We start from the raw sequence: 24,387 nt of genomic DNA on the forward strand, positions 1-24,387 counted from the left end.
GAGGAGCTCCTCGGTGGGGGCGGCGCTCACATGCCGCCGATGAAGGTGTGGACCGGAGCGAGGCTGACCGGCACCTCGTCGCTCACGTCGTACGTGAACAGGTACGAGACCGGAGCGCGCCGGTCGTTCTCGGGGTCGAAGAAGGTCAGGACGACGTCCTGGCAGTCGGACCCGGTGCGGCAGAAGGGGCTCGGGGCGACACTGACGGTGTCGAGCGAGTAGAAGTTGTCGCTGACGCCGGGGACCTGACCGGCGGAGAGGATGCCGTCCTGGATCTCGGCGCCGACCATGAACGCGTTGGTGCCGGCGGCGTTGAGCGCACGGTCGGCGGAACTGCGCCCGAGGTTGCGGAACTTCCAGTAGATCTTGTCCAGCAGGGCCCGGATGGTGGTCTTGAGCCACTCGCCCTTCCGGTCCGCGAACTCGTCGCGGACCCTCGCCTCGGCCGCCCTCTCGGCCGCATCGGACGCGTCCTGCGTCAGGTTCTGCTTCTTGGAGTCCTCCGCCGCCTGCCGGCGCGCGTCCCGTACGCGCCGGGCGACCACAGCCGCGTATACCGCGTTGACCAGCAGCGTCTCGTTCCAGGTGTACAGTCCGCGGCTCTTGACCTCCACCACGGGCAGCACCTCGCCCGAGAACAGCCGGACGGTGCGGTCCGTGAGGATCCCGGGTATCGAGACCCGCGAGATGTAGCCGTCGTCCGACTTGTTCTTGGCCTGGCCCAGCAGGGCGTCACGGAAGGTGCGGTAGACGCGGGAGACCGGCGGGTAGGCGAGCGTCTCCAGGATCTGGGCCAGCAGCCCCGGAGTGCCGCCGTCATCGCTCTTCTCGCCGCTCTGCTGCGCCGCCCCCACCGCGAGCTTCTCCACGGTCTCGGGGGTCGCCTTGGGGTCGGAGATGATGGGCCGGGTCCAGTCCATGCCCACCGGCATCTCCGCCTCCAGGGCGTAGATCGGGGTGGCGTCCATGTTGAGCGTCCAGGTCAGCTTGTCGGAGGCCCACGGGTTCTTGCTCAGGTAGGCGTGCAGCTGCTGGGGGTCGTAGATGTTCGGCTGCGTCTCCCGCTCCGGCTGCCCCGACGCGGCGTCGGTGGGGACGTACGGCATCAGCTGGCGGAAGCTGTCGCGGCGGGCCTCGGTCTGGAAGTCGAACCCGATGGTGCCGATCGCGTAGATCAGCGGCTTCCCCGGCGCCGGCACCGCGGACGGGGCATGACCGACGCTCCCGCTGGGATGTCCGCCCGCGCCCCCGCACGTACCGCCGCATCCGGCGCACGACGGGCACACGCCCGGGGCGGCCGGGGCGGGGGGAGGAGAGACGACCGTGGCGGGTGCGACGGGTGCGACAGGTGCGACAGGTGCGGCGGGTGTAACGGGTGCGGCGGGCATGGCGGTCGGTACGGCTCCGGCCGGGGACGCGCCCTGCGGCGGGCCGTACCCGGCCGGCGGGTACGACGGGGGCGGGGGCGGGGGCGCGGGTGCCTCCGGCGCCGGGGACACCGGAGCCGGCCACGCCGCGGCCGGCTCCTCCCCCCAGGGAGCGGCCACCGCCTCGGCGCCGACGGGTGCGGCGGGCGCCTCCTGGGGTACGGCCGCGGGAGCGGTACGGGCGTCCGCGGGCAGGGGGTCGGGAGGCTGGGCGACCTGCGGGTGTACGGCGTTCGTGTCCATGACGATGACTCTTTCTCTCGGTCCGGCGGGGGAGGCCCCGGCGGCGACCGGGGCGGGTGCGCCGTCCCCGTCGACCAGGGCGAAGGCGCCGGGGGCGTTCAGCAGGCCGCGGAGCAGCCTGCGGCACTCGGGGGCGTCGTCGGGGTCGCAGGGCGGCCGGAGCGCCGACTCCAGGACGGCCCGGCCGGCCGCGATGGGGTCGGCCGCGTGTCCGGTGGCCAGCTGCCTCGCCACCAGCAGGGCCACGACTCCGGTGACCGCCGGGGCGGCGAAGCTGCTGCCGGTGAGCGAGGCGAACCCGCCGCCGGGGGCGGCCCCCCGGATGTCCCGGCCCGGCGCCACTACGCCGTTCAGCCGGTAGGCGCCGCCCCAGTTGTTGATGCCGAGCGGCGCGCCGGTGGCGTCGGCGGCTCCCACGGCGAGGACGGACGGCGTGGCGGCGGGCGCCTGCAGGCAGTCGCACCCGTCGTTCCCGACGGCGGCGACCACCAGGACGCCTCGGTCCGCGCAGAGGCGGAGGGCCCGTTCGAGCATGCTGTTCGGCGTGCCCGCGGGGGTCCGTTCCCCACCGCTGACGTTGACGACGTGGGCTCCGGCCTCCACGGCCTGCTCGACGGCCCGGGCCAGGTCCAACTGGGGCACACGGGTCACCCGCCCGTCCGGGGACTCCCGGAAGACCGGCAGCAGCAGCCCGGTGCAGCGGGGCACGAGGCCCGTCATGCCCGAGGCCGGCTGCCCGAAGAGCAGGCTCGTGACGTGGGTGCCGTGCAGCGACATCGGCCCGGTCCCGGCCGGTTCGGACACCAGCGTGGGCAGACGGGTCAGGTCCGCGCCCGCGAGGCAGGGGTGGGCCAGGTCCACGGGACCGTCGAGCACCGCCACGCGCACCTCGGGGCTTCCCAGGAGCTCGCCTCGTCCGGCGACTCCGCGTACCACCGACCGGATGTCCATCCTGAACCTCCGCGATCCGGGGCATCCCGGCGTGGGGCCGGGATGGTTCCCTCGTGGCCCGGTCCGCTCCCGTAGCGCCGTACGCGTCCCGTACCGCCGTACGCGGCATTCCGTGCCACAACGGACGTTGTCCCACACGCCTGTTGCGGCGGCGTCGCCCTCTCCGGCGGGGCGCGTGCGGCGGAGCGTTCCCGCAACGTGCGGCCCGTGTCGCGCCACGCGTAGGAGAAACGTTTCTGCGTCGTGAGCGCGCCGTTCGGCACGGCCGACGGGGCCGGTTCGGACGCACCGTGGGACGCAACGGGCCCGCACGCGCACCGGTTGCAGCCCCCCAGGCCCTCGCGCACAGTGAAAGGCGTGTCGCAACGAGCACGACTGGAACTCCTGCGCCCCCTCCAAATCACCTGCGGGGGGCGGCGCGTCACCGTCTCCGCCGCGGCGCAGCGGCTGCTGGCCTTCCTGGCCCTGCACCGCGACGGCGTCCACCGGCGCGACGCGGCCGAACAGCTGTGGCCCGACTGCACCCCCTGCCGGGCGGCCGCGAACCTGCGGTCCGCGCTCTGCCAGGGCAGAAGACTCGCGACGACACCCGCCATCGACAGCGTCGACCACACCCTCGCCCTCGCGCCCTCCCTCGCCGTCGACTTCCACGAGGCCTGGGACGCCGCGCGTCTGGTCGTCTCCGGCGGCGAACCGCCGTCCGACACCGACCGGCTCGTCCTCGCCCTCGGCCAGGTCCTGCTGCCGGGCTGGGACGACGAATGGCTCCACCTCGAACGCGAACGCTGGGACCAGTCGCGGCTGTACGCCCTGGAGGCCCTCGCCCAGCACTTCCAGGCGGAAGGCCGCCACCTGCCCGCCCTGCAGGCCTCGCTGACCGCCGCCGCCATCGACCCGTACCGCGAGACCCCGCAGCGCATCGCCGTCGAGGTCCACCTGGCGGAGGGCAACCTCGCCTGCGCCGTCAAGCGCTACCAGGACTACCGCCGCCTGCTCCAGGCGGAGTTGAAGGTCGCCCCGTCCCCCCGGCTGACCCGCCTCGTCCGCGACCTGACGAGAACCTAGCGCGCACTCGACCTGTCGGTGGGTCGTCCTCATGGAGGCCGAGACCTGCCCCGGTTGCGAGGACCGCCCGGCAGTCGGCCGTACGGGCCCGGACCGCGAGTCGCCACCGCGTCCCCCCGTGAACCTCGGCTGCGGGGCAGGCCCCGTACCGGTTGTCGGACCCGCGTGCTTAGCTGGACGCATGATCGAGTCCTTCCTTGAGCACGTCCTCGACGGTGGTACGACGGAGGTGGAGGAGGCGGTCCGCAAGGCGGTCGCGGCGGAGGTCATGCCGCGGTTCCGGCAGCTCGCCGACCACGAGATCGTCGAGAAGAAGGGGCCGTACGACCTGGTGACGGTCGCCGACCGGGCGGCCGAGGAGCGTCTGACCGAGGCACTGACCGCGCTGCTGCCGGGCTCCGCCGTGGTCGGCGAGGAGGCCGTCCACGCCGACCCCGGGCTGTACGACGCGCTGCGCGGCGACGCGCCGGTCTGGATCGTCGACCCGGTGGACGGCACCCGCCAGTTCGTCCAGGGCGACCCGGCCTTCTGCACCCTGGTCGCCCTCGCCCACCGCGGCGAGCTCCTCGCCTCCTGGACCTACGCGCCCGCGCTCGGCGAGCTGGCCGTCGCCGTGCGGGGGCGCGGAGCGGTGCTCAACGGGGAGCGGATCCGGTCCGGTTCGCCCGCCCCCGGCGCCGTCCTGGAGGTGGCCACCTCGCACCCCGACTACACCACGCCCGAGCAGAAGCGGGCCCTCCTCGGGCTCGTCGCCGAGGGCGTCAGGACCCGGCCGTGCGGCTCGGCCGGCCTGGAGTACCTGTCGATCGCCCGGGGCGCGCTCGACGCCACCGCCTTCAACTGGGAGTACGCCTGGGACCACGCGGCCGGGCTGCTGCTCGTGGCGGAGGCGGGCGGCGCGCAGACGACCGTCGCCGGCGAGCCGTTCCGGATCACCGGGGGCAACGCGCTGCCGTTCACGGCCGCACGGGACGCCGCCACCGCCGAGCGGATCCGCGTCCTCCTCGCCGGCGCCCCGGCCGAGGACTGACGGATGCTCACGAGGGCCGCCCGGCAGGGGAGCCGGCCGTCTCCGAATCCCGGCCGCCGCTTCGGCCGGCCGCGGAACCGGTCCTTCCCGCACCCGGGCCACGTCGGACGGTTGCGGAACCGGTCCTTCCCGCACCCGGGGCGCCACACCGGTCCCATGGGTCCCGAGGGGCCGCCGCGCCGCCCGGGCGGGCGGGCCTATCCTGGCCCTGCCGAAGCGCCGGCCGACGTGAGGAGCCCGAGGTGACGTCACTGCTCGACGCCGTCGTCGTGGGGGCGGGGCCCAACGGACTGACTGCCGCCGTGGAGCTGGCCCGCCGCGGCCACTCCGTGGCCGTGTTCGAGGCGAAGGAGACCGTCGGCGGCGGAGCCCGCACCGAGGAGCTGACCCTCCCCGGCTTCCGCCACGACCCCTGCTCCGCCGTCCACCCGCTGGGTGCCGCCTCGCCCGTCTTCCGGACCATGCCGCTCGACCGGTACGGCCTGGAGTGGCTCCACCCCGAACTGCCCATGGCCCACCCGTGGGACGACGGCACCGCCGCCGTCCTCTCCCACTCCGTCGCCGAGACCGCCGCCTCCCTCGGACCGCGCGACGCCGGCGCCTACCGACGGCTCGTCACCCCCTTCCTCGCCCGGTGGGAGACGCTCTTCCGGGACTTCATGCAGCTGCCGCTCACCGCGCTGCCCCGCGACCCGGCCGGCCTCGCCCGCTTCGGCCTCGCCGGACTGCCGCCGTCCACCTGGCTGCTGCGCCGCTTCCGCGACGAGAAGGCCCGCGCCCTCTTCGCCGGGATGGTCGGCCACGTCATCGCTCCGCTCGACGGCTTCGCCACCTCCGCCGTCGGCCTGGTCTTCGCGCTCGCCGCGCACGCCGTCGGCTGGCCCGTGCCCCGCGGCGGCTCCCAGGCGATCCCGGACGCCCTCACCGCGTACCTCGCCGAGCTCGGCGGCACCGTCCACACCGGCTACGAGGTCAAGCGCCTCGACGACCTGCCGCCCGCCCGCGCCTACCTCTTCGACACCTCGCCCACCGCCCTCGCCCGCATCACCGGCTTCGGCGCCCACCACTACGCCCACTACAAGTACGGTGCCTCTGCCTTCAAGATCGACTACGCCCTCGACGGGCCCGTGCCCTGGACCGCCGAGGCCGCCCGCCGGGCCGGCACCGTCCAGGTCGGGCCCACCGCCCGCGCCATCGACACCGCCCTGCGCCAGGCCTCCTCCGGCTCCGCCCCCGAGGCGCCGTTCCTCATCACCGCCCAGCCCAGCCTCGTCGACCCCTCCCGCGCCCCCGAGGGCAAGCACGTCTTCTGGGCGTACGGCCATGTGCCCAACGGCTGGCGCGGCGACCTCACCGACGCCATGGAGCGGCAGATCGAGCGCTTCGCCCCCGGCTTCCGCGACCGGATCCTCGCCCGCGCCACCGCCGGACCGCCCGAACTCGCCGCGCGCAACGCCAACTACATCGGCGGCGACATCGCCTGCGGCGCCGCCCGCGGCCTCCAACTCGTGCTGCGCCCCACCCTCTCCCCGTGGCCGTACCGCACCCCCCACCCGTCGGTCTTCCTCTGCTCCGCCGCCACCCCGCCGGGCCCCGGCGTCCACGGCATGTCCGGGCACAACGCCGCCAAAGCCGTCTGGCGCCACCTCAGATCCCTCGACGGCCAGGGAACCTAGACTCGCTCCATGGCGAAGTACATCGACGTGCACCCCCAGAACCCGCAGCCGCGCATCATCGACGGCGTGGCAGACTCGATCCGCAAGGGCGGGCTCATCGCCTACCCCACCGACTCCTGCTACGCCCTCGGCAGCCGGATCGGCAACCACGAGGGCCTCACCCGCATCCGGGAGATCCGCCGCCTCGACGACCGGCACCACTTCACCCTCATGTGCGCGGACTTCGCCCAGCTGGGGCAGCTCGTGCACATCGACAACCGGGTCTTCCGCGCCGTCAAGTCCGCCGTCCCCGGCGCGTACACCTTCATCCTGCCCGCCACCAAGGAGGTGCCCCGCCAGCTCCTCCACCCCAAGAAGAAGACCGTCGGCGTCCGGATCCCCGACCACGTCGTCACCCAGGCGCTGCTCGCGTCACTCGGCGAACCCCTGCTCTCCAGCACCCTCCTGCTGCCCGACGAGGAGGAGCCGCTCACCCAGGGCTGGGAGATCAAGGAGCGGCTCGACCACCAGGTCGACGCCGTCCTCGACTCCGGGGACTGCGGCACCGTCCCCACCACCGTCGTCGACTTCTCCGAGGGCGACCCCGAGGTCCTCCGCGTCGGCGCCGGGGACCCCACCCGCTTCGAGTGAGCGGAAAGCGGAAGCGGAAGGCGGAAGCGGAAGGCGGAAAGGCCGCCTCACCCCTAGCGGCCCTTACGTCCCCGTCGTGATCACCGTACGGTCGGTCGGGTGAACCACCGTTCACCCCGACCGTCGGAGGCCTACGCGTGATCGTCATCGCCCACGTCAGCGACATCCACATCGACGCGGAGGAGCGCGCCACCGCGCGCACCCGCGCCGTCCTGCGCCACCTGGAGGAGCTCCCGTACGACCTGGCGGCCGTCCTCGTCTCCGGCGACATCGCCGACCACGGCGCCCCCGCCGAGTACGACGGCGCCCGCGCCCTCCTCGCCGGCCGCCACCCGCTCGTCGTCTGCCCCGGCAACCACGACGACCGCGCCGCCTTCCGGGCCGGTCTCGCGCCGCTGCTCCACGAGGACGGCGACCCGGCGCCCACCGCCCCCGTCGACCAGGTGCTGCGCGGCGACGGCTTCGTCCTCGCCGTCTGCGACTCCTCGATCCCCGGCAAGCACGACGGGTACCTGGAGGACACCACCCTGGAGTGGCTGGACCGGGTCCTCACCGACACCCCGTACGACACGCCCGTCCTCGTCGCCTTCCACCACCCGCCGGTGCCGCTGCACACCCCGTACGTCGACGAGATCCGGCAGTACGGCGAGGACCGGCTGGCCGCGCTCGCCGCCCGCCACCCCCACCTCACCGCCTTCCTCGCGGGCCACGCGCACACCGCCGCCGCCACCACCTTCGCCGGCCGGCCGCTGCTCGTCGCCCCCGGTACGGTCTCCACGCTGCGGCTGCCGTGGGAGCACCCCGGCCCCGAAAGGCCGCACGTCCACCTGGACACCCCGCCCGGGGTCGCCTTCCACGTCCTCGACGACGAGGGCCGCGTCACCACCCACTTCCGGACGGTGCCGGTCTCCGGCCGAAGGTCCCTGTCGTCCTGAAGGTCCATGTCGTTTTTCTGCCAGCCCGGGGCCCGCGCATCCTCGATCCTGGATCCATGCACACCCAGACCGAGCGCTGTGTGCGGGCCGTCCAGTCCAAGGACGCCCGCTTCGACGGCGTCTTCTTCACCGCCGTCCGCACCACCCGGGTCTACTGCCGCCCCAGCTGCCCGGCCGTCTCGCCCAAGCCCGAGAACATGGAGTTCCATCCCAGTGCCGCCGCCTGCCAGCGGGCCGGCTTCCGGGCCTGCAAGCGGTGCCGCCCCGACACCAGCCCCGGCTCCCCGGAGTGGAACGTGCGGGCCGACGCCGTCGCCCGCGCCGTCCGCCTGATCCAGGACGGCGTCGTCGACCGGGAAGGCGTCCCCGGGCTCGCCCGGCGGCTCGGCTGGTCCACCCGGCAGATCGAGCGCCAGCTCCTCGCCGAGCTGGGCGCGGGCCCGCTCGCCCTGGCCCGCGCCCAGCGAGCCCAGACCGCCCGCACCCTCGTCGAGACGACGGCGCTGCCCTTCGGCGAGATCGCCTTCGCCGCCGGCTTCTCCTCCATCCGCTCCTTCAACGACACCGTCCGCCAGGTCTTCGCCCTCAGCCCCGGCGAACTGCGCGCCCGCGCCGCCCGGCCCGCCGCGCCCCACCCGCCCGGCGTGATCAGCCTCCGGCTGCCCTTCCGCGCCCCGCTGGAGCCGTCGAACCTCTTCGGCCACCTCGCCGCGACCGCCGTCCCCGGCGTCGAGGAGTGGCGCGACGGCGCCTACCGCCGCACCCTCGCCCTCCCGTACGGGCACGGGATCGTCGCCCTCGCCCCGCGCCCCGGCCACATCGCCTGCCGGCTCTCCCTCACCGACACCCGCGACCTCACCCACGCGATCAGCCGCTGCCGCCGCCTCCTCGACCTCGACGCCGACCCCGTCGCCGTCGACGACCGGCTCCGCGCCGACCCGCTGCTCGCCCCGCTGGTCGAGCAGGCGCCCGGACGGCGCGTCCCCGGCACCGTCGACCCCGCCGAGTTCGCGGTCCGGGCCGTCCTCGGCCAGCAGGTCTCCACGGCCGCCGCCCGCACCCACGCGGCCCGGCTCGTCACCGCCCACGGCGTGCCCGTCGAGGACCCCGAGGGCGGCCTCACGCACCTCTTCCCGACCGCCGGGGCGCTCGCCGGGCTCGACCCCGAGACCCTCGCCCTGCCCCGCAGCCGCCGCACCACCCTGCTGACCCTCGCCGGCGCGCTCGCCGACGGCACCCTCTCCCTCGGCCCCGACACCGACCGCGCCGAGACCCGCGCCCGACTGCTCGCGCTGCCCGGTTTCGGTCCCTGGACCACCGAGATCATCGCCATGCGCGCGCTCGGCGACCCCGACGCCTTCCTCCCCGGCGACCTCGGCGTCCGCCGCGCCGCCGAGGGCCTCGGCCTGCCCGCCACCCCCGGCGCGCTCACCGCCCGCTCCACGGCATGGGCGCCCTGGCGCGCGTACGCCGTCCAGTACCTGTGGGCGACCGACAGCCACCCCATCAACCACCTCCCCGCGTAAGGAAGTTCCGCCATGCCCCGCACAGCCGCGTACCGCGCCGCCACGCACCGCACGGTCGTGCACACGGTCGTGGACAGCCCCTACGAGCCGCTGACCCTGGTGGCCGTCGACGGCGTCCTCAGCCGCGTCCACATGACCGGCCAGCGCCACCGTCCGCCCGAGGAGACCTTCGGCGCGCGCGACCCCCGCCCGTTCGGGGAGGCGATCCGCCAGCTCGACGCCTACTTCGCCGGCGAGCTCACCGAGTTCGACCTGCCGCTCCACCTGGAGGGCACCCCGTTCCAGCTGCGCGTCTGGGAACAGCTGCGGCTCATCCCGTACGGGGAGACCCGCACGTACGGCGAACTCGCCGAGGCCCTCGGCAGCCCGAACGCCTCCCGCGCCGTCGGCCTCGCCAACGGCAAGAACCCCGTCGGCGTCATCGTCCCCTGCCACCGCGTCATCGGCTCCGGCGGCAGCCTCACCGGCTACGGCGGCGGTCTGGACCGCAAGCAGCGGCTCCTCGCCTTCGAGTCGGGCGTCGCCGCCCCCGACGCGCTGTTCTAGGCCAGCCGGTCGAGCAGCGCGGGGAGCGCCGTGCCGATCGGCTCGCGCAGGACCTCGGCGGCGAGCGGGTCGTACGGGGTCGGCTCGGCGTTCACGATGATCAGCCGGGCCCCGTGCTCGGCCGCGACCCCGGCCAGCGAGGCCGCCGGCTGCACCTGGAGGCTCGTGCCGACCGCGACGAACACCTCGGCCGCCTTGGCCACCGACATCGCGTTCGCGAGCACCACCGGGTCGAGCCGCTGCCCGAACATCACGGTCGCCGGCTTCAGGATCCCGCCGCAGGCCCGGCACGCCGGATCCGGGTCGCCCGCCTCCAGGCGCTCCAGGGCCTCCGCCATCGGCGAGCGGGCGTGGCAGGCCGTGCACACCACCCGGCGGGCCGTGCCGTGCAGTTCGAACACCTTCCGGTCCGGCACCCCGGCGGCCTGGTGCAAACCGTCCACGTTCTGGGTGATCACCCGCAGCGCGTTCCCGGTCCGCTCGTACGCCGCGATCGCGCGGTGCGCCGCGTTGGGCTCCGCCGTCAGGACCGGGGCGTCGCGCCGCATCAGCCAGGAGCGGCGGCGGACCTCGGGGTCCGCCATGTACGGCCCGTAGGTGACCAGCCGTTCGGCCTCGGGGTCCCGCCGCCACAGGCCGTTCGGCCCCCGGTAGTCCGGGATGCCCGAGTCTGTGGAGATACCGGCACCGCTGAGGATCGCGACCATCGTCATGCCGGGAGCGTAGGCACCCGGATCGGCTCCCGCGACCGGGTTTCGCGGTGCTAGGTTCCGTCCATGGCCAAGGTGAACATCGCGCTCGACGCCGACCTCGTCGTGGAAGTCATGGTCCTGGCGGGCGTCGGCAGCCCGCAGGACGCCGTGGAGGCCGTCGTCCGCGACTACATCGCGCGCGGCCACCGCACGGAGGCGAGGACCGCCACCCGCGAAGAGGTGAACCGCACCGGCGAGATGCTGCCGCCGGAGCCCCCGCAGGGATGAGCCCCCCGGCGGCCCCGGACCCGGATCCCGACTCCGACCGCCGCGCCCGGCTGCTCATCGGTGACTGCTTCGGCGCCGTCGTCGCCGGGATCCTGCCGACCGTCGTCGCGATGCTGCTGATGTCCGTGGCGATCACGGGCTTCTCCGACCGTGACGGCGGCGACTCCAGGCCCGTACCCACGGCGGCGAGCTGACTCCCCGTCGGACCCCGTCGGACCCCGTCAGGCCTCGTCAGGCCTCGTCGGACCGGAGGCCGTTCACCAGCTCCGCCGGACCGCTTCCGTCGGCCAGGGCGCGCAGCCCGGCCAGCACCCGGGGGCCCAGGCTGCCCGGCAGATGCGCGGGGATCTCGGACGGCTCGATCAGCTTCCAGGAGAGCAGCTCGGCCTCCTGGAGCCGGATCTCCGCGAACCGCTCCTCGGGGAGCACCCCGCCGTCGTACAGGTACGCCACCACCGGCGGCCGGGCCGGGCTCTGCGACCAGTCGACCGCGATCAGCGGCCCCGGCGGCACGTCCAGGCCGATCTCCTCCAGGGTCTCCCGGCGGGCCGCCTGCCGGGGCGTCTCGCCCGCGTCGGACTCGACCGTGCCGCCCGGCAGGACCCAGCCCTCGCGGTAGCCGGGCTCCACGACGAGGATCCGGCCCCGCGCGTCCCGGAAGAGTACGGCGGCACCGGCCAGGACCCGGGGGAGGCCGGCGATGCACGTGGCGTAATCGGTGACGGTCATGGCGTCAGCGTAGCCAGGCGGAGCGTCCGCTCGGCGAGTTGGCGGATGCTCGCCCCGTCGAAGCCGTACACCGCGCTGCGCACCCGGTCGCGCAGCGGCCGCGACCACCGCGGCGGGATCGCCGCCGCCCCGCACAGCACCCCGGCGACCGATCCGGCCGTCGCGCCGTTGGAGTCCGTGTCCAGGCCGCCGCGCACGGTCAGCGTGATCGTGCGGGTGAAGTCGCCCTCGCCGTGGAGCAGTCCGGCGGTCAGCACCGCCGCGTTGGGCACCACGTGGATCCAGCCGAGGCCGGCCGTGCGCGCCGCCATCTCGTCGAGCGTCTCCGACCAGCCGAGCCCCGCCTCGTACAGCGCGACCGTCTCCCGTACGGTCCGGGCGAGGCGGCTGCCCGCCGGCACCACCTCCAGGGACGTGACCAGGGCCGAGCGGGCGTCGGGCGCGGTGAAGGCGGCGGCGACCAGGGCGGCCGCCCACATCGCCCCGTACACCCCGTTCCCGGTGTGCGAGACCACCGCGTCCCGGCGGGCCAGGCCGGCCGCCCGGCGCGGGTCGCCGGGGCTCGTCCAGCCGTAGACGTCCGCCCTGATCAGCGCCCCGATCCACTCCTGGTAGGGGTTGTCGCGGGTGGCGGTGAGCGGCGGTCGCAGCCCGTTGGCGAGGTTCCGGTACGCGGCCCGCTCGGCGGTGAACGTCTGGAGGTACGGCAGCCGCAGCAGCCACAGCTCGCCGACCTGCTCGGTGGTGAAGCCGGAGCCGTACGTCTCCAGGAGGTGCAGCCCGAGCAGCGTGTAGTCGACGTCGTCGTCCCGGCAGCTCTCCCGGATCCCGCCGCGCACGCACCGGGGCCACTCGGGCCGCAGGACGAAGCCGTCCGCGCCGGCGGGCGGGGGCGGCAGGTAGTCGGTGAGCGGCAGCGCGTCGGTGAGCCGCAGGTAGGCGTCGATCCGCTCCCGCGTCCAGTGCTCGCCCTGCTCGACCGGCTTGCCGAGCATGTTCCCGGCGATCCGGCCCGTCCAGCCGCCGAGGATCCGGTCGGCGAGGTCGGGTCCGGCGAGCACCGGCCCGCTCACCGTCCCGTACGTCACGCCCCGCCCTCCTGCGGCGGCTCGCCGCCCTCCGTGTCGGCGCGGGAGCGGGCCGCGCGGCGCAGCCGGTGGTGGCGGGTGCCGCCCCCCTGCTCGGTCATCACCTCGCCGACCAGGGCCCGTACCGCGTCGCCGAGACCGTGCAGGGCGTGGTGCCGGGCCGGGCCGGCGCCCGGATCCTCCCGCAGCTCCTTGATCAGCGCCCAGCACAGCACCAGCATGACCACCACGAACGGCAGCGCCACCAGGATCGTCGCCGTCTGGAGCGAGTTCAGGCCGCCCACCACGAGCAGCACCGCCGCGACCGACGCCATCAGCACGCCCCAGACGACCACCAGCCACGTCGGCGGGTGCAGGGCGCCCCGGCTGGTCAGCGAGCCCATGACGAGGGAGGCCGAGTCCGCGCTGGTGACGAAGTACGTCATCACCAGGAGCATCGCCACCACCGAGGTGACCGTGCCCAGCGGCAGCGCCTCCAGCATCGCGAACAGCGACGCCTCCACCCCGTCCGCCACCGCCCCCGCCAGATCGGCCTCGTCCGTGGACTCCAGCCGGATCGCCGTGCCGCCCATCACGCAGAACCAGACCACCGTCGCCCCCGAGGGCACGAGCAGCACGCCCACCAGGAACTCGCGGATCGTCCGGCCGCGCGAGATCCGGGCGATGAAGGTGCCCACGAACGGCGCCCAGGACAGCCACCACGCCCAGTAGAAGATCGTCCAGGCGCCCAGCCACTCGCTGTCGGTGAACGCGCCGGTACGGCTCGCCAGCGGCAGCAGCTGGTGCAGGTAGCCGCCGACCGAGGCCGGGATCGTGTCCAGGATGTAGACGGTCGGGCCCAGCAGGAAGACGAACAGCGCCAGACAGGCGGCCAGCACGATGTTCAGCGTGGACAGCCACTTCACGCCCTTGTGCAGGCCCGAGAAGGCCGACAGGACGAAGGCCGCCGACAGCACGGCGATGATGGTCAGCTCGGTGGCCGTGGAGTCCTCCACGTCCATCGTGATGTTCAGCCCCTCCGCCACCTGGAGCGCGCCCAGGCCCAGGCTGGTCGCCGTGCCGAAGACGGTCGCGAAGACGGCGAGGAGATCGACCACCTTGCCCTGCCAGGACACGGCCCGGCGGGCGCCGAGGAGCGGGACGAAGGCGCTGCTCAGCCGGTTGCCGCGATTCTTGCGGTAGCCCGCGTACGCGAGCGCGAGACCGGCGATGCCGTAGATCGCCCACGGGGTCAGCGTCCAGTGGAAGAAGGAGTACTCCATCGCCGTCTGGGCCGCCGCGCCCGACCCCGCCGGGACGCCGCTGGCCGGCGGCGGGTTCAGGAAGTGCTGGAGCGGCTCCCCGACGCCGTAGAACATCAGGCCGATGCCCATGCCGGCGCTGAACATCATCGCGATCCACGCCAGATTGGTGAACTCCGGCTCCGAGTCGTCCGCGCCGAGCCGGATCCGGCCGAAACGGCTCACCGCGATCACCACGCACAGCACCAGGAAGGTGTCCGCGGCGACCACGAACAGCCACGCGAAGTTGTCCAGGACCCAGGAGAGGGCCGTGGAGGAGGCGGTGTCGAAGGAGTCCCCGGCCAGCGCCGCCCAGGCGACGACCGCGACGACCGCGGCCATGCCGATCCCGATGACCTTCTTGTCGGGGGCGAGATGTTCCGGTACGTGACCGGAGGGCGTCCGCTCGTTCATATCCGTGCTCATGAGGGCCCACTATGGTCTGACATCGGGGGATATCCGGGGGTGGCACGCCGTCCGCCCTGACGGATAGGGTCGGCCCTGGCGCGACTGCCTGTTCGAAAGCAAGGGATGCAAGGTGACGGACGGAGCAGCAACTCAGGTCGCTCACGTGCTCGTGGCGGCCGACAAGTTCAAGGGCTCGCTCACGGCCGTACAGGTCGCGGAGCGGGTCACGGCGGGACTCCGGAAGGTCGTCCCCGGCCTCTCGGTCGAGGCCCTGCCCGTCGCCGACGGCGGCGACGGCACGGTCGCGGCGGCCGTCGCGGCGGGCTTCGACCGCCACGAGGTACGGGTCACGGGGCCGGTCGGCACTCCGGTCACCGCCGCGTTCGCGCTGCGCGGCACCACGGCGGTCGTCGAGATGGCGGAGGCGTCGGGCCTCCAGCTCCTCCCCGCCGGTACGTTCGCCCCGCTGACCGCCACGACGTACGGCTCGGGCGAGCTGCTGCGCGCGGCGCTCGACGCGGGCGCGACCACGATCGTCTTCGGCGTCGGCGGCAGCGCCACCACCGACGGCGGCGCCGGCATGCTCGCCGCGCTCGGCGCCCGCTTCCTCGACGCGGCCGGCGAGCCGGTCGGCCCCGGCGGCGCGGCCCTGGCGGAGCTGGCCTCCGCCGACCTGACCGCCCTCGACCCGCGCTTCGCCGACGTCGAGTTCATCCTCGCCAGCGACGTCGACAACCCGCTGACCGGCCCCAAGGGCGCCCCCGCCGTCTACGGCCCGCAGAAGGGCGCCACGCCCGAGGACGTCGAGACCCTCGACGCGGCCCTCGACCACTACGCCCAGGTCCTGGAGAAGGCGATCGGCCCGAAGGCCACCGAGCTCGCCGCCTCGCCCGGCGCGGGCGGCGCCGGCGGCATCGGCTACGGCGCCCTCCTCCTCGGCGCGAGCTTCCGCCCCGGCATCGAGCTGATGCTGGAGGTCCTCGGCTTCGCCCCCGCCCTGGAGCGCGCCACCCTCGTCATCACCGGCGAGGGCTCCCTCGACGAGCAGACCCTCCACGGCAAGGCCCCGGCGGGCGTCGCCGCGGCGGCGAGGGCGGCCGGCAAGGAGGTCGTAGCGGTCTGCGGCCGCCTGGCCCTCCCGCCCGAGGCCCTCGGCGCCGCCGGCATCCGCCGCGCCTACCCCCTCTCCGCCCTGGAGCCGGACCCGGCGAAGTCCATCCCGAACGCCGGCCCCCTCCTGGAGGACGTCGCGTCCCACATCGCCCGGGACTTCCTGGCGTAGGCGTCACGGGGCCGGGCACCCGGCCCCTCACGCCTCACCCCTGCGCCGTCAGCCGGAAGGCGTCCAGGGCCAGGGTCATCTCCGTAAGGTCCCGCGGCCGGGACAGGGACCTCGACGTCAGTTGTTCCAGGCGGCGGAGGCGGTTGAAGACCGTGTTGCGGTGGCAGTAGAGGCGGCCGGCGGCGCGGCCTGCCGAGCCCTCGCAGTCCAGCCAGGCGTCCAGGGTCTCCAGGAGGACCGCGCGGTCCGCCGGGTCCAGTTCGAGGAGGCCGCCGAGGACGTCCGCGACGAGGAGTTCCGCCAGGTCCGGGCGGCCGACGATCAGGGCGCCCGCCATCCGGCGGTCCAGGCGGACGACCTGGCGGGTGCCGGGCGGGCAGGTGCGCAGGGCGAGTTCGGCGAGGTGGCGGGCGCGGCCCAGTTCGGTCAGGCCCGTGACGACCGGGCTGATGCCGCCGGGGCCCGGGGCCCGCCCGTCGAGGAGCTCCGCCAGCGCGTCGAGGCCCGTGCCGTCGGCCAGCGCCACCACCCCGATCTCGCAGTCCGCCCGCATCCGCCACAGGAACCGCAGCCCCTCCGCCCGCACCTGGCGGTGGAACGGCTCGCGCTCCTCCCGGCGGTCGGGGCGCAGCACCACCACCGCGTACCGGCCCTGCTCCGGCAGGTCCAGGCCCGCCGCCGCCCGCGCCACCATCTCCGGCAGCCGCTCGCCTTCGAGGAGGGCGTCCAGGAGCGCCTGGAGCTGCTCGTCCGTGCGGCGCCGCAGCTCCGCCTCCGTCGCCCGGTACGCCTCCGAGGCCCGGTCCGCCTGCGCGTCCACCGCCGACCACACCGTCGTCGCCGACTGCATCAGCGCCGCGAGCTGCGCCGCGTCGGGGCCCGCGCCCTCGATCAGCGCGTCCCACACCAGATGCCCCGCGTGCCGGTACGCGTGCACCACCAGCTCCAGGGGCATGCCCTGCTCGGCCCGCCGCCGACCCATCAGCTCCGCGTGCTCCAGGTCCCGCCGGGGCGAGTGCCGGGGTGCCGAGATCATCTCGATGCCGATCCGGATCGCCTCGTGCGCCTCCTGCCAGTGCTGGTCGTACGGCACGATCCGCCCGTAGGCGGGCTCGTACGCGTGCAGTTCCGTCAGATGCTCGTCCACCAGCTCCGGCACCCGCTCCAGAAGCGCCGTGCACGCGCGGGCGAGCACCTTCCAGTCGTCACCGGTCCGCCGTCTGCGCCGTCCCATGCCGGGAGCATCCACCGCCCCGCGCCCCACGGCAACGCCCTGACGCGCGGTGTTGTGCGCATGCACAGCCCTCCGGCGGCCCCGCTGGTCACCGGCAGCGATTGCGGCGCCGGGCGTGGACGGGCGGTCCGGCGCGGTGCTGGGGTGAGCGACCGAACGGCCGAGTAGCACGCACGGGTAACAACGTCGGCCGGGGAATGGGGAGTCATGGGAGGTACCGCACCCGCCCTGACGGTGACGGACCTGACGGCGGGATACGGACCGGTGCACGCGCTCAGGCGCGTCTCGCTGACCGTGCCCGCGGGGGCCGTCGTCACCGTCCTCGGCGGAAACGGCGCCGGCAAGTCCACACTGCTGCGGGCGGTCTCGCGCACCCTGCGGTTCCACGGCGGCGCCGTGGTCTCCGGCACGGTCACGGCGGCCGGCCGGCCGCTCGACGGGCTGCCGCCCGACCGGGTGGTCGCCGCCGGCGTCTGCCAGGTCCCCGAGGGCCGGCAGGTCTTCGCCCGCATGACCGTCGAGGACAACCTGCGGGCCGGCGGCCTCGCCCGGCGCGGCGACCGCGCCGCCAAGGCCGCCGCCCTGCGCCGCGTCCACGAGCTCTTCCCCGTCCTCGCCGAGCGCGCCCGGCAGCCCGCCGGCCTGCTCTCCGGCGGCGAACAGCAGATGCTCGCCGTCGGCCGCGCCCTGATGGCCGCCCCCGAACTGCTCCTCCTCGACGAGCCCTCGCTCGGCCTCGCCCCGCTGATGGCCGCCCGGATCGCCGACGCCGTCCGCGAGATCAACGCCCAGGGCACGGCCGTCCTCCTCGTCGAGCAGAACGCGGCGCTCGCGCTGCGGCTCGCCTCCCACGCGTACGTCCTGGAGGTCGGCGAGGTCACCCTCTCCGGCCCGGCCGGCGAACTCGCCGCCTCCGACGAGGTCCGCCGCCGCTACCTCGGAGTCGGCGACGCGGGGGGCTCCGCCCACGGCAACGACGCGGCCCGCGCCGCCCACCCCGTCCTGTCCCGCTGGGACGCCGGGGCCCCGGCCCCCGCCCGCGCCCCGCGCCGCAAGGAGAACCGATGAGCACCCCGGACGAGCCGATCGTCCCCGCCCCGCGCCCCGCCGAGCCGTCCGCCCGCGACGACGTCCCCGCCCTCACCGTCACCGGTCTCACCGTCCGCTTCGCCGGGCTCACCGCGCTCGACGGCGTCGACTTCACCGTCCGCCCCGGCACCGTGCACGCCCTCATCGGGCCCAACGGCGCCGGCAAGTCCACCTGCTTCAACGTGCTCTCCGGGGTGTACCGGGCCACCTCGGGATCCGTACGCCTCGGCGCCCGCGAGCTGACCGAGCTGCCCCCGCACCGGATCGCCGACCTCGGCGTCGGCCGGATCTTCCAGAACCTGGCGCTGCCGCCGCGCGCCACCGTCGAGGACAGCCTCATGCTCGGCCGCCACCGGCTCACCCGCACCGGCTTCCTCGCCGCCGGGCTCCGCCTGCCGTCCGCCGCCCGCGAGGAGGCCCGGCACCGGGCCCGCGTCCGGGAGATCGCCGACTTCGTCGGCCTCGGCGACCAGCTGGCGAAACCCGCGGGCTCGCTCCCGTACGGACAGCAGAAGCTCGCCGAACTGGCCCGCGCCCTCTGCATGGAGCCCACCCTGCTCCTCCTCGACGAACCCGTCGCCGGCATGACCGCCGACGAACGCCGCCGCACCGCCGCCGTCATCGCCGGCGTCCGCGACGGCCTCGGCATCTCCGTGCTCCTCGTCGAGCACGACATGGGCCTCGTCATGCGGCTCGCCGACTCCGTCACCGTCCTCGAATTCGGCCGCCGCATCGCCGACGGCAGCCCCGCCGACGTACAGAACGACCCGGCGGTCGTCCGCGCCTACCTCGGAGAGGAGACCGCCGCGTGAGCACCTTCGCCGAGTTCCTCATCAACGGGCTCTCGCTGGGCTCCGTCTACGCCCTCATCGCCCTCGGCTTCGTCGTCATCTTCCGCGCCACGGAGGTCGTCAACTTCGCCCACGCCTCGCTGCTCCTGGCCGGCGGCTACCTCGTCGCCGTCCTCCACGAACCGCTCGGCTTCTGGCCCGCGCTCGCCGCGGGCGTCGCGGGCGCGGCCGTCGTCGGCGCCGCCGTCGAGTTCCTCGTGATGCGCCGCCACCGGGGCACCGACCACAGCGTCCTCGCCATCGTCACCATCGGCGTCGACATCCTCCTCGCCACCGAGCTGACCCGCCGGATCGGCACCGACATCCTCGCCCTCGGCGACCCGTGGGGCGACGCCGTCGTCACCCTCGGCCCGGTGACGATCGCCGAGACCCGGATCGCGGCCCTGCTCGCCGCCGCCCTCCTCATCACCGCCTTCCTGCTCGCCTTCCGGCACACCTCCTGGGGCGTCGCCATGCGGGCCGCCGCCGAGAGCCAGGAGACCGCCGCCCTGATGGGCGTCCGGCTCGGCAGGGTCTCGCTCGGCGCCTGGGCGGTCGCCGGGGGCCTGGCCGCCGTCGCCGCGCTCTTCCTCACCGTCTTCCCCACCCCGGGCCTCGAACGCGGCACCTCGCTCGCCGCCCTCAAGGCCTTCCCCGCTGCGATCCTCGGCGGCCTCGACTCCACCACCGGCGCGCTCGCCGGCGGACTGATCGTCGGCGTCACCGAGTCCCTCGCCACCGGCTACCAGTCCGACCTGGCCTTCCTCGGCCGCGGGATCGGCGACCTCGCCCCCTACCTGGTGATGGTCGCGGTGCTGCTGATCCGCCCGGCCGGCCTCTTCGGCACGAAGGAGCTCGCCCGTGTCTGAGCGCCGCAGGATCCCCGCGAAGGCGTACCCCCGGGCCGCCGCCGGCCTCGGCGTCGTCGTCCTCCTCGCCCTCCCCTTCTACCTGGAGCGGTTCTGGCTCCAGGCCGGGCTCTTCGCCATCGCCGCCGCGATCGGCGCCATCGGCATCAACCTGCTCACCGGCGCCACCGGCCAGCTCTCCATGGGCCACGCCTTCTTCCTCGCCGTCGGCGCCTACGGCTACTGCGCCCTCGCCGGCGACGGCACCGACGGGCTCTCCGGCCTCGGCCTGCCGGGCTGGCTCGCGGCCGTCCTCGCCGTCGGCCTCGCCGGGCTCGCGGGCGGGGTGTTCAGCCCCATCGCGGGCCGGCTGCACGGCGCGTACCTCGGCATCGCCACCCTCGCGCTGATCTTCATCGGCCAGCACGTCCTCTTCAACGCCCACGACCTCACCGGCGGCTACAACGGCCGTGCCGTCCCGCCGCTGAACCTCTTCGGCCTCACCTTCGACGACACCGAACTCCTCGTCCTCCAGGTGCCGTTCGGCTCCGTCGAGAAACTCTGGTACCTGGGCCTCGCCCTGCTCCTCGGCGGGGTGCTGTTCGCCCGCGGGGTGCTCAGGGGCCGCCCCGGGCGCGCCATGAACGCCATCCGCGACCACCGGATCGCCGCCGGAGTCATGGGCATCCCCGTCGCCCGGCACCGGGCCGCCGTCTTCGTCCTGTCCTCCATGTACGCGGGCCTCGCCGGCGTCCTGCTCGCCCTGGTCTTCCAGCGGACCGTGCCCGAGTACTTCGGCATGGCGCTCTCCCTGGAGTACCTGGCGATGATCGTCATCGGCGGGCTCGGCTCCGTCGCCGGAGCCGTCGCGGGCGGGATCTTCGTCGCCCTGCTGCCGCAGCTCCTCAACCGGTACGCCGAAGGCCTGCCGCTGGTCTCCGCCCCCGGCACCGGCGGCATCGCGCCCGGCGAGGCCGCCCGCTACCTCTACGGCGCCGCCGTCGTCGGCACCGTCCTCTTCCTGCCCGGCGGCCTCGCGAGGCTCGTCGCGCGAACCCCGATCCACCGACCCTCAGGGGAGACTCGATGACCCACAGACGACAGGCGGCCGTGCGGGGCCTCGCCGCGGCGCTCGCCGCCCTGGTCGCGCTCACCGCCGCGGGATGCAGTTCCAAGGCCAAGACCGGCGACGGCAAGGAGACCGGCGCCGGCGGCATCAAGACCGGCGAGGGCGTCACCGACACCACCATCACGCTCGGCGCGCTCACCGACATGACCGGCGTCTACGCCACCCTCGGCAAGAGCGTCACCCAGGCCCAGCAGCTGTACGTGAAGCAGGCCAACGCCGCCGGCGGCATCTGCGGCCGGAAGCTGGAGCTGACCGTCCGCGACCACGGCTACGACCCGCAGAAGGCGCTCGCCGCCTACACCGAGCTCGAACCCAAGGTCGTCGGCTACCCCCAGTTCATCGGCTCCCCGTTCGTCGCCGCCGTCAAGCAGCGCGTCGACGGCCAGGACAAGGGCCTGGTCATGCCCCAGGCGTGGTCGGCCTCGCTCCTCGGCTCCCCGTACATCCGCGTCCTCGGCGCCACCTACGACGTCGAGACGATCAACGCGGTCGACTTCCTCGTCACCGAGAAGGGCCTCGCGAAGGGCGACAGGCTCGGGCACGTCTACTTCGAGGGCGACTACGGCGAGAACGCGCTCAAGGGCTCGAAGTACGCCGCCGAGAAGGCCGGCCTGACCGTCGTCGAGCAGAAGATCAAGCCCACCGACAACGACATGTCGGCGCAGGTCGCCGCGCTCAAGCAGGCCGGGGTGAAGGCCGTCCTCGTCAGCGCCGGACCGCGCCAGGCCGCCTCCCTGGTCGGCGTGGCCGCCGCGACCGGCCTCCGCGTCCCCGTCGTCGGCAACAACTCGGCCTTCGCCCCGCAGCTCCTCGGCACGCAGGCGGGCCCGGCCCTGGAGAAGATGTACTGGTTCGCCTCCCCGAGCCTCCCCATCGGCGCCGACACCCCGGTCGCGAAGAAGCTCGCCGCCGACTACGCCGCCGCCTACCCGGACGACGGCCTCGACAACGGCGTCGTCGCCGGCTGGACCGCCGCGTCCGCCTTCGGCGAGATCCTGAGGAAGGCCTGCGAGAAGGGCGACCTCAGCCGCGAGGGCATCGCCAAGGCGCTCCTCATCCTCAGCGCCCACGACCCCGGCTTCGGCATGACCCACGACTTCAGCGACCCGAAGGCCCCGTCGTCCCGCCAGTCGGTCATCCTCCAGCCCGACAAGAAGGTCCCCGGCGGCATGCGCACGGTCCGGCAGCCCTTCGCCTCCGAGGCGGCGGAGGAGTACACCCCCTGACGAGCCCGTGTCCCCATGGAAAGAGGACGGGAACCGTCCTCTTTCCATGGGAGCGTGACCGCCATGACCGTCCTGACCGCCCGCGCCCTCAACCGTGCCACCCTCGCCCGCCAGCACCTCCTCGCCCGCACCGGCACCCCGGCCGCCGACGTCATCGCCCACCTGTGCGGGATGCAGGCCCAGGAACCCCAGGAGCCCTTCACCGGACTCTGGTCGCGGGTCGGGGACTTCCGCCCGGAGACCCTGGACGGCCTCCTCACCGGACGCGCGGTCGTCCGCGTCCCCCTGATGCGCCGCACCATCCACCTCGTCACCGCCGACGACGCCCTGACCTGGCGCGCCCGCCACGACGCCATGCTCCGCCAGCGGGTGATCGGCACCTACCGCGCCGAACTCGCCGGCGTCGACCCCGACGAGCTCGCCGCCGCCGCGCACGCGGTCATGGCCGACGGCGAGCCCCGCACCCTGGCCGAGCTCGTCGAGGCCGTCTCCGACCGCTGGCCCGAACCGTCCCGCCGTGCCCTCGGCGAACTCGTCGTCGGCGGCGTCCTCCCCACCGTGCAGCTGCCCCCGCGCGGCCTCTGGGGCTCCCGCGCGGGGGTCCGCAACGCCACCCTCTCCGGCTGGCTGGGCCGCGAGGTCCCGCCGCTGCCCGACGACCCCGCCGACCCCGTCGGCCAGACCCTGGTCCGCCGCTACCTCGCCGCCCACGGGCCCGCCGCCTCCGCCGACCTCCGCGCCTGGTGCGGCCTCACGGGCCTGCCCGCCGCCGTCAAGGCCGTACGGGACGAACTCGTCACCTTCCGCGACGAACGGGGCCGCGAACTCCTCGACCTCCCCGACGCGCCCCGGCCCGACCCGGACACCCCCGCCCCGGTCCGCTTCCTGCCCGCCTTCGACAACGCGATCCTCGGCTACCACGACCGGAGCCGGATCATCGACCACGACCACCGGCTGCTCTCCGTCGCCGGCGAGCGCGTCGCCCTGGTCGACGGCCGGGTCTCCGCCACCTGGACCCTGCGCGGCTCCGACCTCGTCGTCACCCCGCTGCGGCCCCTGTCCCGGGCCGAGCGGACCGCCGTGACGGACGAGGGCGCCGCGCTCGCCGCCTTCCTGACCGGCCGGGCCGGCGGGGACGGTGGGGTCGGCGAGGACGCCGTCACCTCGCCGAAACCCGCCGGTGTGATCCTCGGACCATGAACGTGCTCATCGAGGAGAACGCCGCCCACCCCCGCCTGCCCGCCCTGCTCACCGCCTACCACCTCGCCACCGAGACCGAGAAGGGCGCCGGGCCGACCGGCCCCGCCGACCTCCCGGCCGCCCGCCGCGCCGAGGCCGAGGACCCCGCCACCGCCTTCGCCGCCGACACCGTCCTGCTCGCGCGGGCGGGGGAGACGGGCGACGCGCTGGGCTGCCTGGTCCTGAAGGCCGGGCCCGTGCCCGAGATCAAGCGGCTCTGGGTCGAGCCCGAAGCCCGCGGACAGGGGCTCGCCGGAGCGCTGACGGGGGAGGCGCTGCGCCGGGCCGCCGCGGCGGGCGCCCCGGCCGTACGGCTCACGGTCTGGGAGTGGCGCGAAGGGCCCCTCGCCCTCTACCGCAAGCTCGGCTTCGCGCTCACCGACTCCTGGGACGACCGTCCCGGCCTGCTCTGCCTGGAGAAGCGGCTCGCCCCCGGCGACCGCGTCGAACTCCTCGCCCCCGACGCCGTGCGGGCCCACGCCGACGGCCTCGGCGCGCTCCTCGTGGACGCCGTCGACGGCGGCGCCTCCGTCGGCTTCCCGGCGCCCCTGGAGCACGCCGAGGCGGCCGCCTGGTGGGCCCGGGCCGCCGGCACCCGGGACGTGTGGGCGGCCTTCGGGCCGGACGGCGCCGTCACCGGGGCCGTCACCCTCCTGCGTACCGACACCGCCAACGGACGGCACCGCGGCGAGATCGCCCGGCTCCTCGTCCACCGCTCGGCCCGCGGCCGGGGGCTCGGCCGACGGCTCCTCGCCGCCGCCGAGGCCCACGCGGCGGCCACCGGCCTCACCCTCCTCGTCCTGGACACCCAGACCGACAGCCCCGCCGAGCGCCTCTACCGGGGCGCCGGCTGGACGCCGGCCGGCACCATCCCGGAGTACGCCGCCGACCCGGCCGGGGTCCTGCGGCCCACGACCCTCTACTACAAGGTCCTGGCGTAGGCCCGGCGCATGACGAAGGGCCCGGAAGCGGGATGCTTCCGGGCCCTTCGGCCGT

At 74.8% G+C, this 24,387-nt stretch carries 23 protein-coding genes; 17 read left to right on the plus strand and 6 right to left on the minus strand.

Features of this window, described 5'->3' with window-relative positions; genetic code table 11:
* Window positions 1-26: 26 nt before the first annotated feature.
* Window positions 27-2,621, minus strand: a complete 2,595-nt coding sequence (locus HHL19_RS15030) for a S8 family serine peptidase (RefSeq protein ID WP_169089652.1) — start codon at window positions 2,619-2,621, stop codon at window positions 27-29.
* Between the two features lie 357 nt (window positions 2,622-2,978).
* Between HHL19_RS15030 and HHL19_RS15035 the strand changes: the two genes are divergently transcribed.
* The 7 genes from HHL19_RS15035 to HHL19_RS15065 all read left to right on the plus strand — a co-directional run bounded on the left by HHL19_RS15035 (window position 2,979) and on the right by HHL19_RS15065 (window position 10,029).
* A complete protein-coding gene (locus HHL19_RS15035; RefSeq protein WP_169089654.1) occupies window positions 2,979-3,686 on the plus strand; it encodes a BTAD domain-containing putative transcriptional regulator in 708 nt (235 codons plus the stop codon).
* A 181-nt stretch (window positions 3,687-3,867) separates the two neighbouring features.
* A complete protein-coding gene (locus HHL19_RS15040; RefSeq protein ID WP_169089656.1) occupies window positions 3,868-4,716 on the plus strand; it encodes an inositol monophosphatase family protein in 849 nt (282 codons plus the stop codon).
* 242 nt (window positions 4,717-4,958) lie between these two features.
* A complete protein-coding gene (locus HHL19_RS15045) occupies window positions 4,959-6,392 on the plus strand; it encodes an NAD(P)/FAD-dependent oxidoreductase (protein ID WP_169089658.1) in 1,434 nt (477 codons plus the stop codon).
* A gap of 9 nt (window positions 6,393-6,401) precedes the next feature.
* Window positions 6,402-7,022 (plus strand): L-threonylcarbamoyladenylate synthase, encoded by a 621-nt coding sequence (locus tag HHL19_RS15050; protein ID WP_169089660.1) that lies wholly within the window; start codon window positions 6,402-6,404, stop codon window positions 7,020-7,022.
* Between the two features lie 137 nt (window positions 7,023-7,159).
* On the plus strand, window positions 7,160-7,957 hold the full coding sequence (locus tag HHL19_RS15055; protein WP_169089662.1) for a metallophosphoesterase: 798 nt from the start codon (window positions 7,160-7,162) through the stop codon (window positions 7,955-7,957).
* A 56-nt stretch (window positions 7,958-8,013) separates the two neighbouring features.
* Window positions 8,014-9,483, plus strand: a complete 1,470-nt coding sequence (locus HHL19_RS15060; RefSeq protein ID WP_169089664.1) for an AlkA N-terminal domain-containing protein — start codon at window positions 8,014-8,016, stop codon at window positions 9,481-9,483.
* Window positions 9,484-9,495: 12 nt separating this feature from the next.
* Entirely contained in the window at window positions 9,496-10,029 is a 534-nt protein-coding gene (locus HHL19_RS15065) for a methylated-DNA--[protein]-cysteine S-methyltransferase (protein WP_169089666.1), read from the plus strand.
* On the opposite strand, the gene HHL19_RS15070 is transcribed toward HHL19_RS15065, so the two are convergent.
* A complete protein-coding gene (locus HHL19_RS15070) occupies window positions 10,026-10,742 on the minus strand; it encodes a Sir2 family NAD-dependent protein deacetylase (protein WP_169089668.1) in 717 nt (238 codons plus the stop codon). The two genes, HHL19_RS15065 and HHL19_RS15070, sit on opposite strands and share 4 nt — an antisense overlap.
* Before the next feature lie 63 nt (window positions 10,743-10,805).
* Here HHL19_RS15070 and HHL19_RS15075 point away from each other — a divergent pair, with 63 nt between their 5' ends.
* Complete coding sequence (locus HHL19_RS15075) at window positions 10,806-11,009, plus strand: type II toxin-antitoxin system VapB family antitoxin (RefSeq protein ID WP_169089670.1); 204 nt, start codon at window positions 10,806-10,808, stop codon at window positions 11,007-11,009.
* Window positions 11,006-11,203, plus strand: a complete 198-nt coding sequence (locus tag HHL19_RS15080; protein ID WP_169089672.1) for a hypothetical protein — start codon at window positions 11,006-11,008, stop codon at window positions 11,201-11,203. The genes HHL19_RS15075 and HHL19_RS15080 overlap by 4 nt, the downstream gene beginning before the upstream one ends.
* A 37-nt stretch (window positions 11,204-11,240) precedes the next feature.
* Here HHL19_RS15080 and HHL19_RS15085 read toward each other — a convergent pair whose 3' ends face one another.
* Genes HHL19_RS15085 through HHL19_RS15095 form a run of 3 tightly spaced genes read right to left on the minus strand, consistent with a single transcriptional unit; the run spans window position 11,241 to window position 14,532 of the window.
* Entirely contained in the window at window positions 11,241-11,738 is a 498-nt protein-coding gene (locus tag HHL19_RS15085) for an NUDIX hydrolase (protein WP_169089674.1), read from the minus strand.
* Entirely contained in the window at window positions 11,735-12,826 is a 1,092-nt protein-coding gene (locus tag HHL19_RS15090) for an ADP-ribosylglycohydrolase family protein (RefSeq protein WP_169089676.1), read from the minus strand. Before HHL19_RS15090 ends, HHL19_RS15085 begins: the two co-directional genes overlap by 4 nt.
* Complete coding sequence (locus tag HHL19_RS15095) at window positions 12,823-14,532, minus strand: BCCT family transporter (protein ID WP_169089678.1); 1,710 nt, start codon at window positions 14,530-14,532, stop codon at window positions 12,823-12,825. The genes HHL19_RS15090 and HHL19_RS15095 overlap by 4 nt, the downstream gene beginning before the upstream one ends.
* 112 nt (window positions 14,533-14,644) lie before the next feature.
* Between HHL19_RS15095 and HHL19_RS15100 the strand changes: the two genes are divergently transcribed.
* Window positions 14,645-15,796, plus strand: a complete 1,152-nt coding sequence (locus tag HHL19_RS15100) for a glycerate kinase (protein WP_169089681.1) — start codon at window positions 14,645-14,647, stop codon at window positions 15,794-15,796.
* 34 nt (window positions 15,797-15,830) lie between these two features.
* Here HHL19_RS15100 and HHL19_RS15105 read toward each other — a convergent pair whose 3' ends face one another.
* Entirely contained in the window at window positions 15,831-17,030 is a 1,200-nt protein-coding gene (locus tag HHL19_RS15105) for a helix-turn-helix domain-containing protein (protein ID WP_169089683.1), read from the minus strand.
* Between the two features lie 207 nt (window positions 17,031-17,237).
* On the opposite strand from HHL19_RS15105, the gene HHL19_RS15110 reads away from it, so the two are divergent.
* From HHL19_RS15110 to HHL19_RS38510, 7 genes are all read left to right on the plus strand, one after another.
* Window positions 17,238-18,098 (plus strand): ABC transporter ATP-binding protein, encoded by an 861-nt coding sequence (locus tag HHL19_RS15110; protein ID WP_169089685.1) that lies wholly within the window; start codon window positions 17,238-17,240, stop codon window positions 18,096-18,098.
* Complete coding sequence (locus tag HHL19_RS15115) at window positions 18,095-18,931, plus strand: ABC transporter ATP-binding protein (protein WP_240981602.1); 837 nt, start codon at window positions 18,095-18,097, stop codon at window positions 18,929-18,931. The genes HHL19_RS15110 and HHL19_RS15115 overlap by 4 nt, the downstream gene beginning before the upstream one ends.
* The gene (locus HHL19_RS15120; RefSeq protein ID WP_169089687.1) at window positions 18,928-19,818 is read left to right on the plus strand and encodes a branched-chain amino acid ABC transporter permease; all 891 of its coding nucleotides are present in this window, start codon (window positions 18,928-18,930) and stop codon (window positions 19,816-19,818) included. The genes HHL19_RS15115 and HHL19_RS15120 overlap by 4 nt, the downstream gene beginning before the upstream one ends.
* A 10-nt stretch (window positions 19,819-19,828) precedes the next feature.
* Complete coding sequence (locus tag HHL19_RS15125; protein ID WP_346768363.1) at window positions 19,829-20,887, plus strand: branched-chain amino acid ABC transporter permease; 1,059 nt, start codon at window positions 19,829-19,831, stop codon at window positions 20,885-20,887.
* Window positions 20,884-22,152 (plus strand): ABC transporter substrate-binding protein, encoded by a 1,269-nt coding sequence (locus HHL19_RS15130; protein WP_169089692.1) that lies wholly within the window; start codon window positions 20,884-20,886, stop codon window positions 22,150-22,152. Before HHL19_RS15125 ends, HHL19_RS15130 begins: the two co-directional genes overlap by 4 nt.
* Window positions 22,153-22,215: 63 nt before the next feature.
* On the plus strand, window positions 22,216-23,352 hold the full coding sequence (locus HHL19_RS15135; protein WP_169090077.1) for a winged helix DNA-binding domain-containing protein: 1,137 nt from the start codon (window positions 22,216-22,218) through the stop codon (window positions 23,350-23,352).
* Window positions 23,349-24,332 carry a GNAT family N-acetyltransferase gene (locus HHL19_RS38510; protein ID WP_169089694.1) on the plus strand — a complete coding sequence of 328 codons (984 nt, stop codon included), beginning with the start codon at window positions 23,349-23,351 and terminating at the stop codon, window positions 24,330-24,332. Before HHL19_RS15135 ends, HHL19_RS38510 begins: the two co-directional genes overlap by 4 nt.
* Window positions 24,333-24,387 lie beyond the last annotated feature (55 nt).

It is taken from the genome of Streptomyces sp. R302 (assembly GCF_012927245.1).
Taxonomy (GTDB): Bacteria; Actinomycetota; Actinomycetes; order Streptomycetales; family Streptomycetaceae; genus Streptomyces.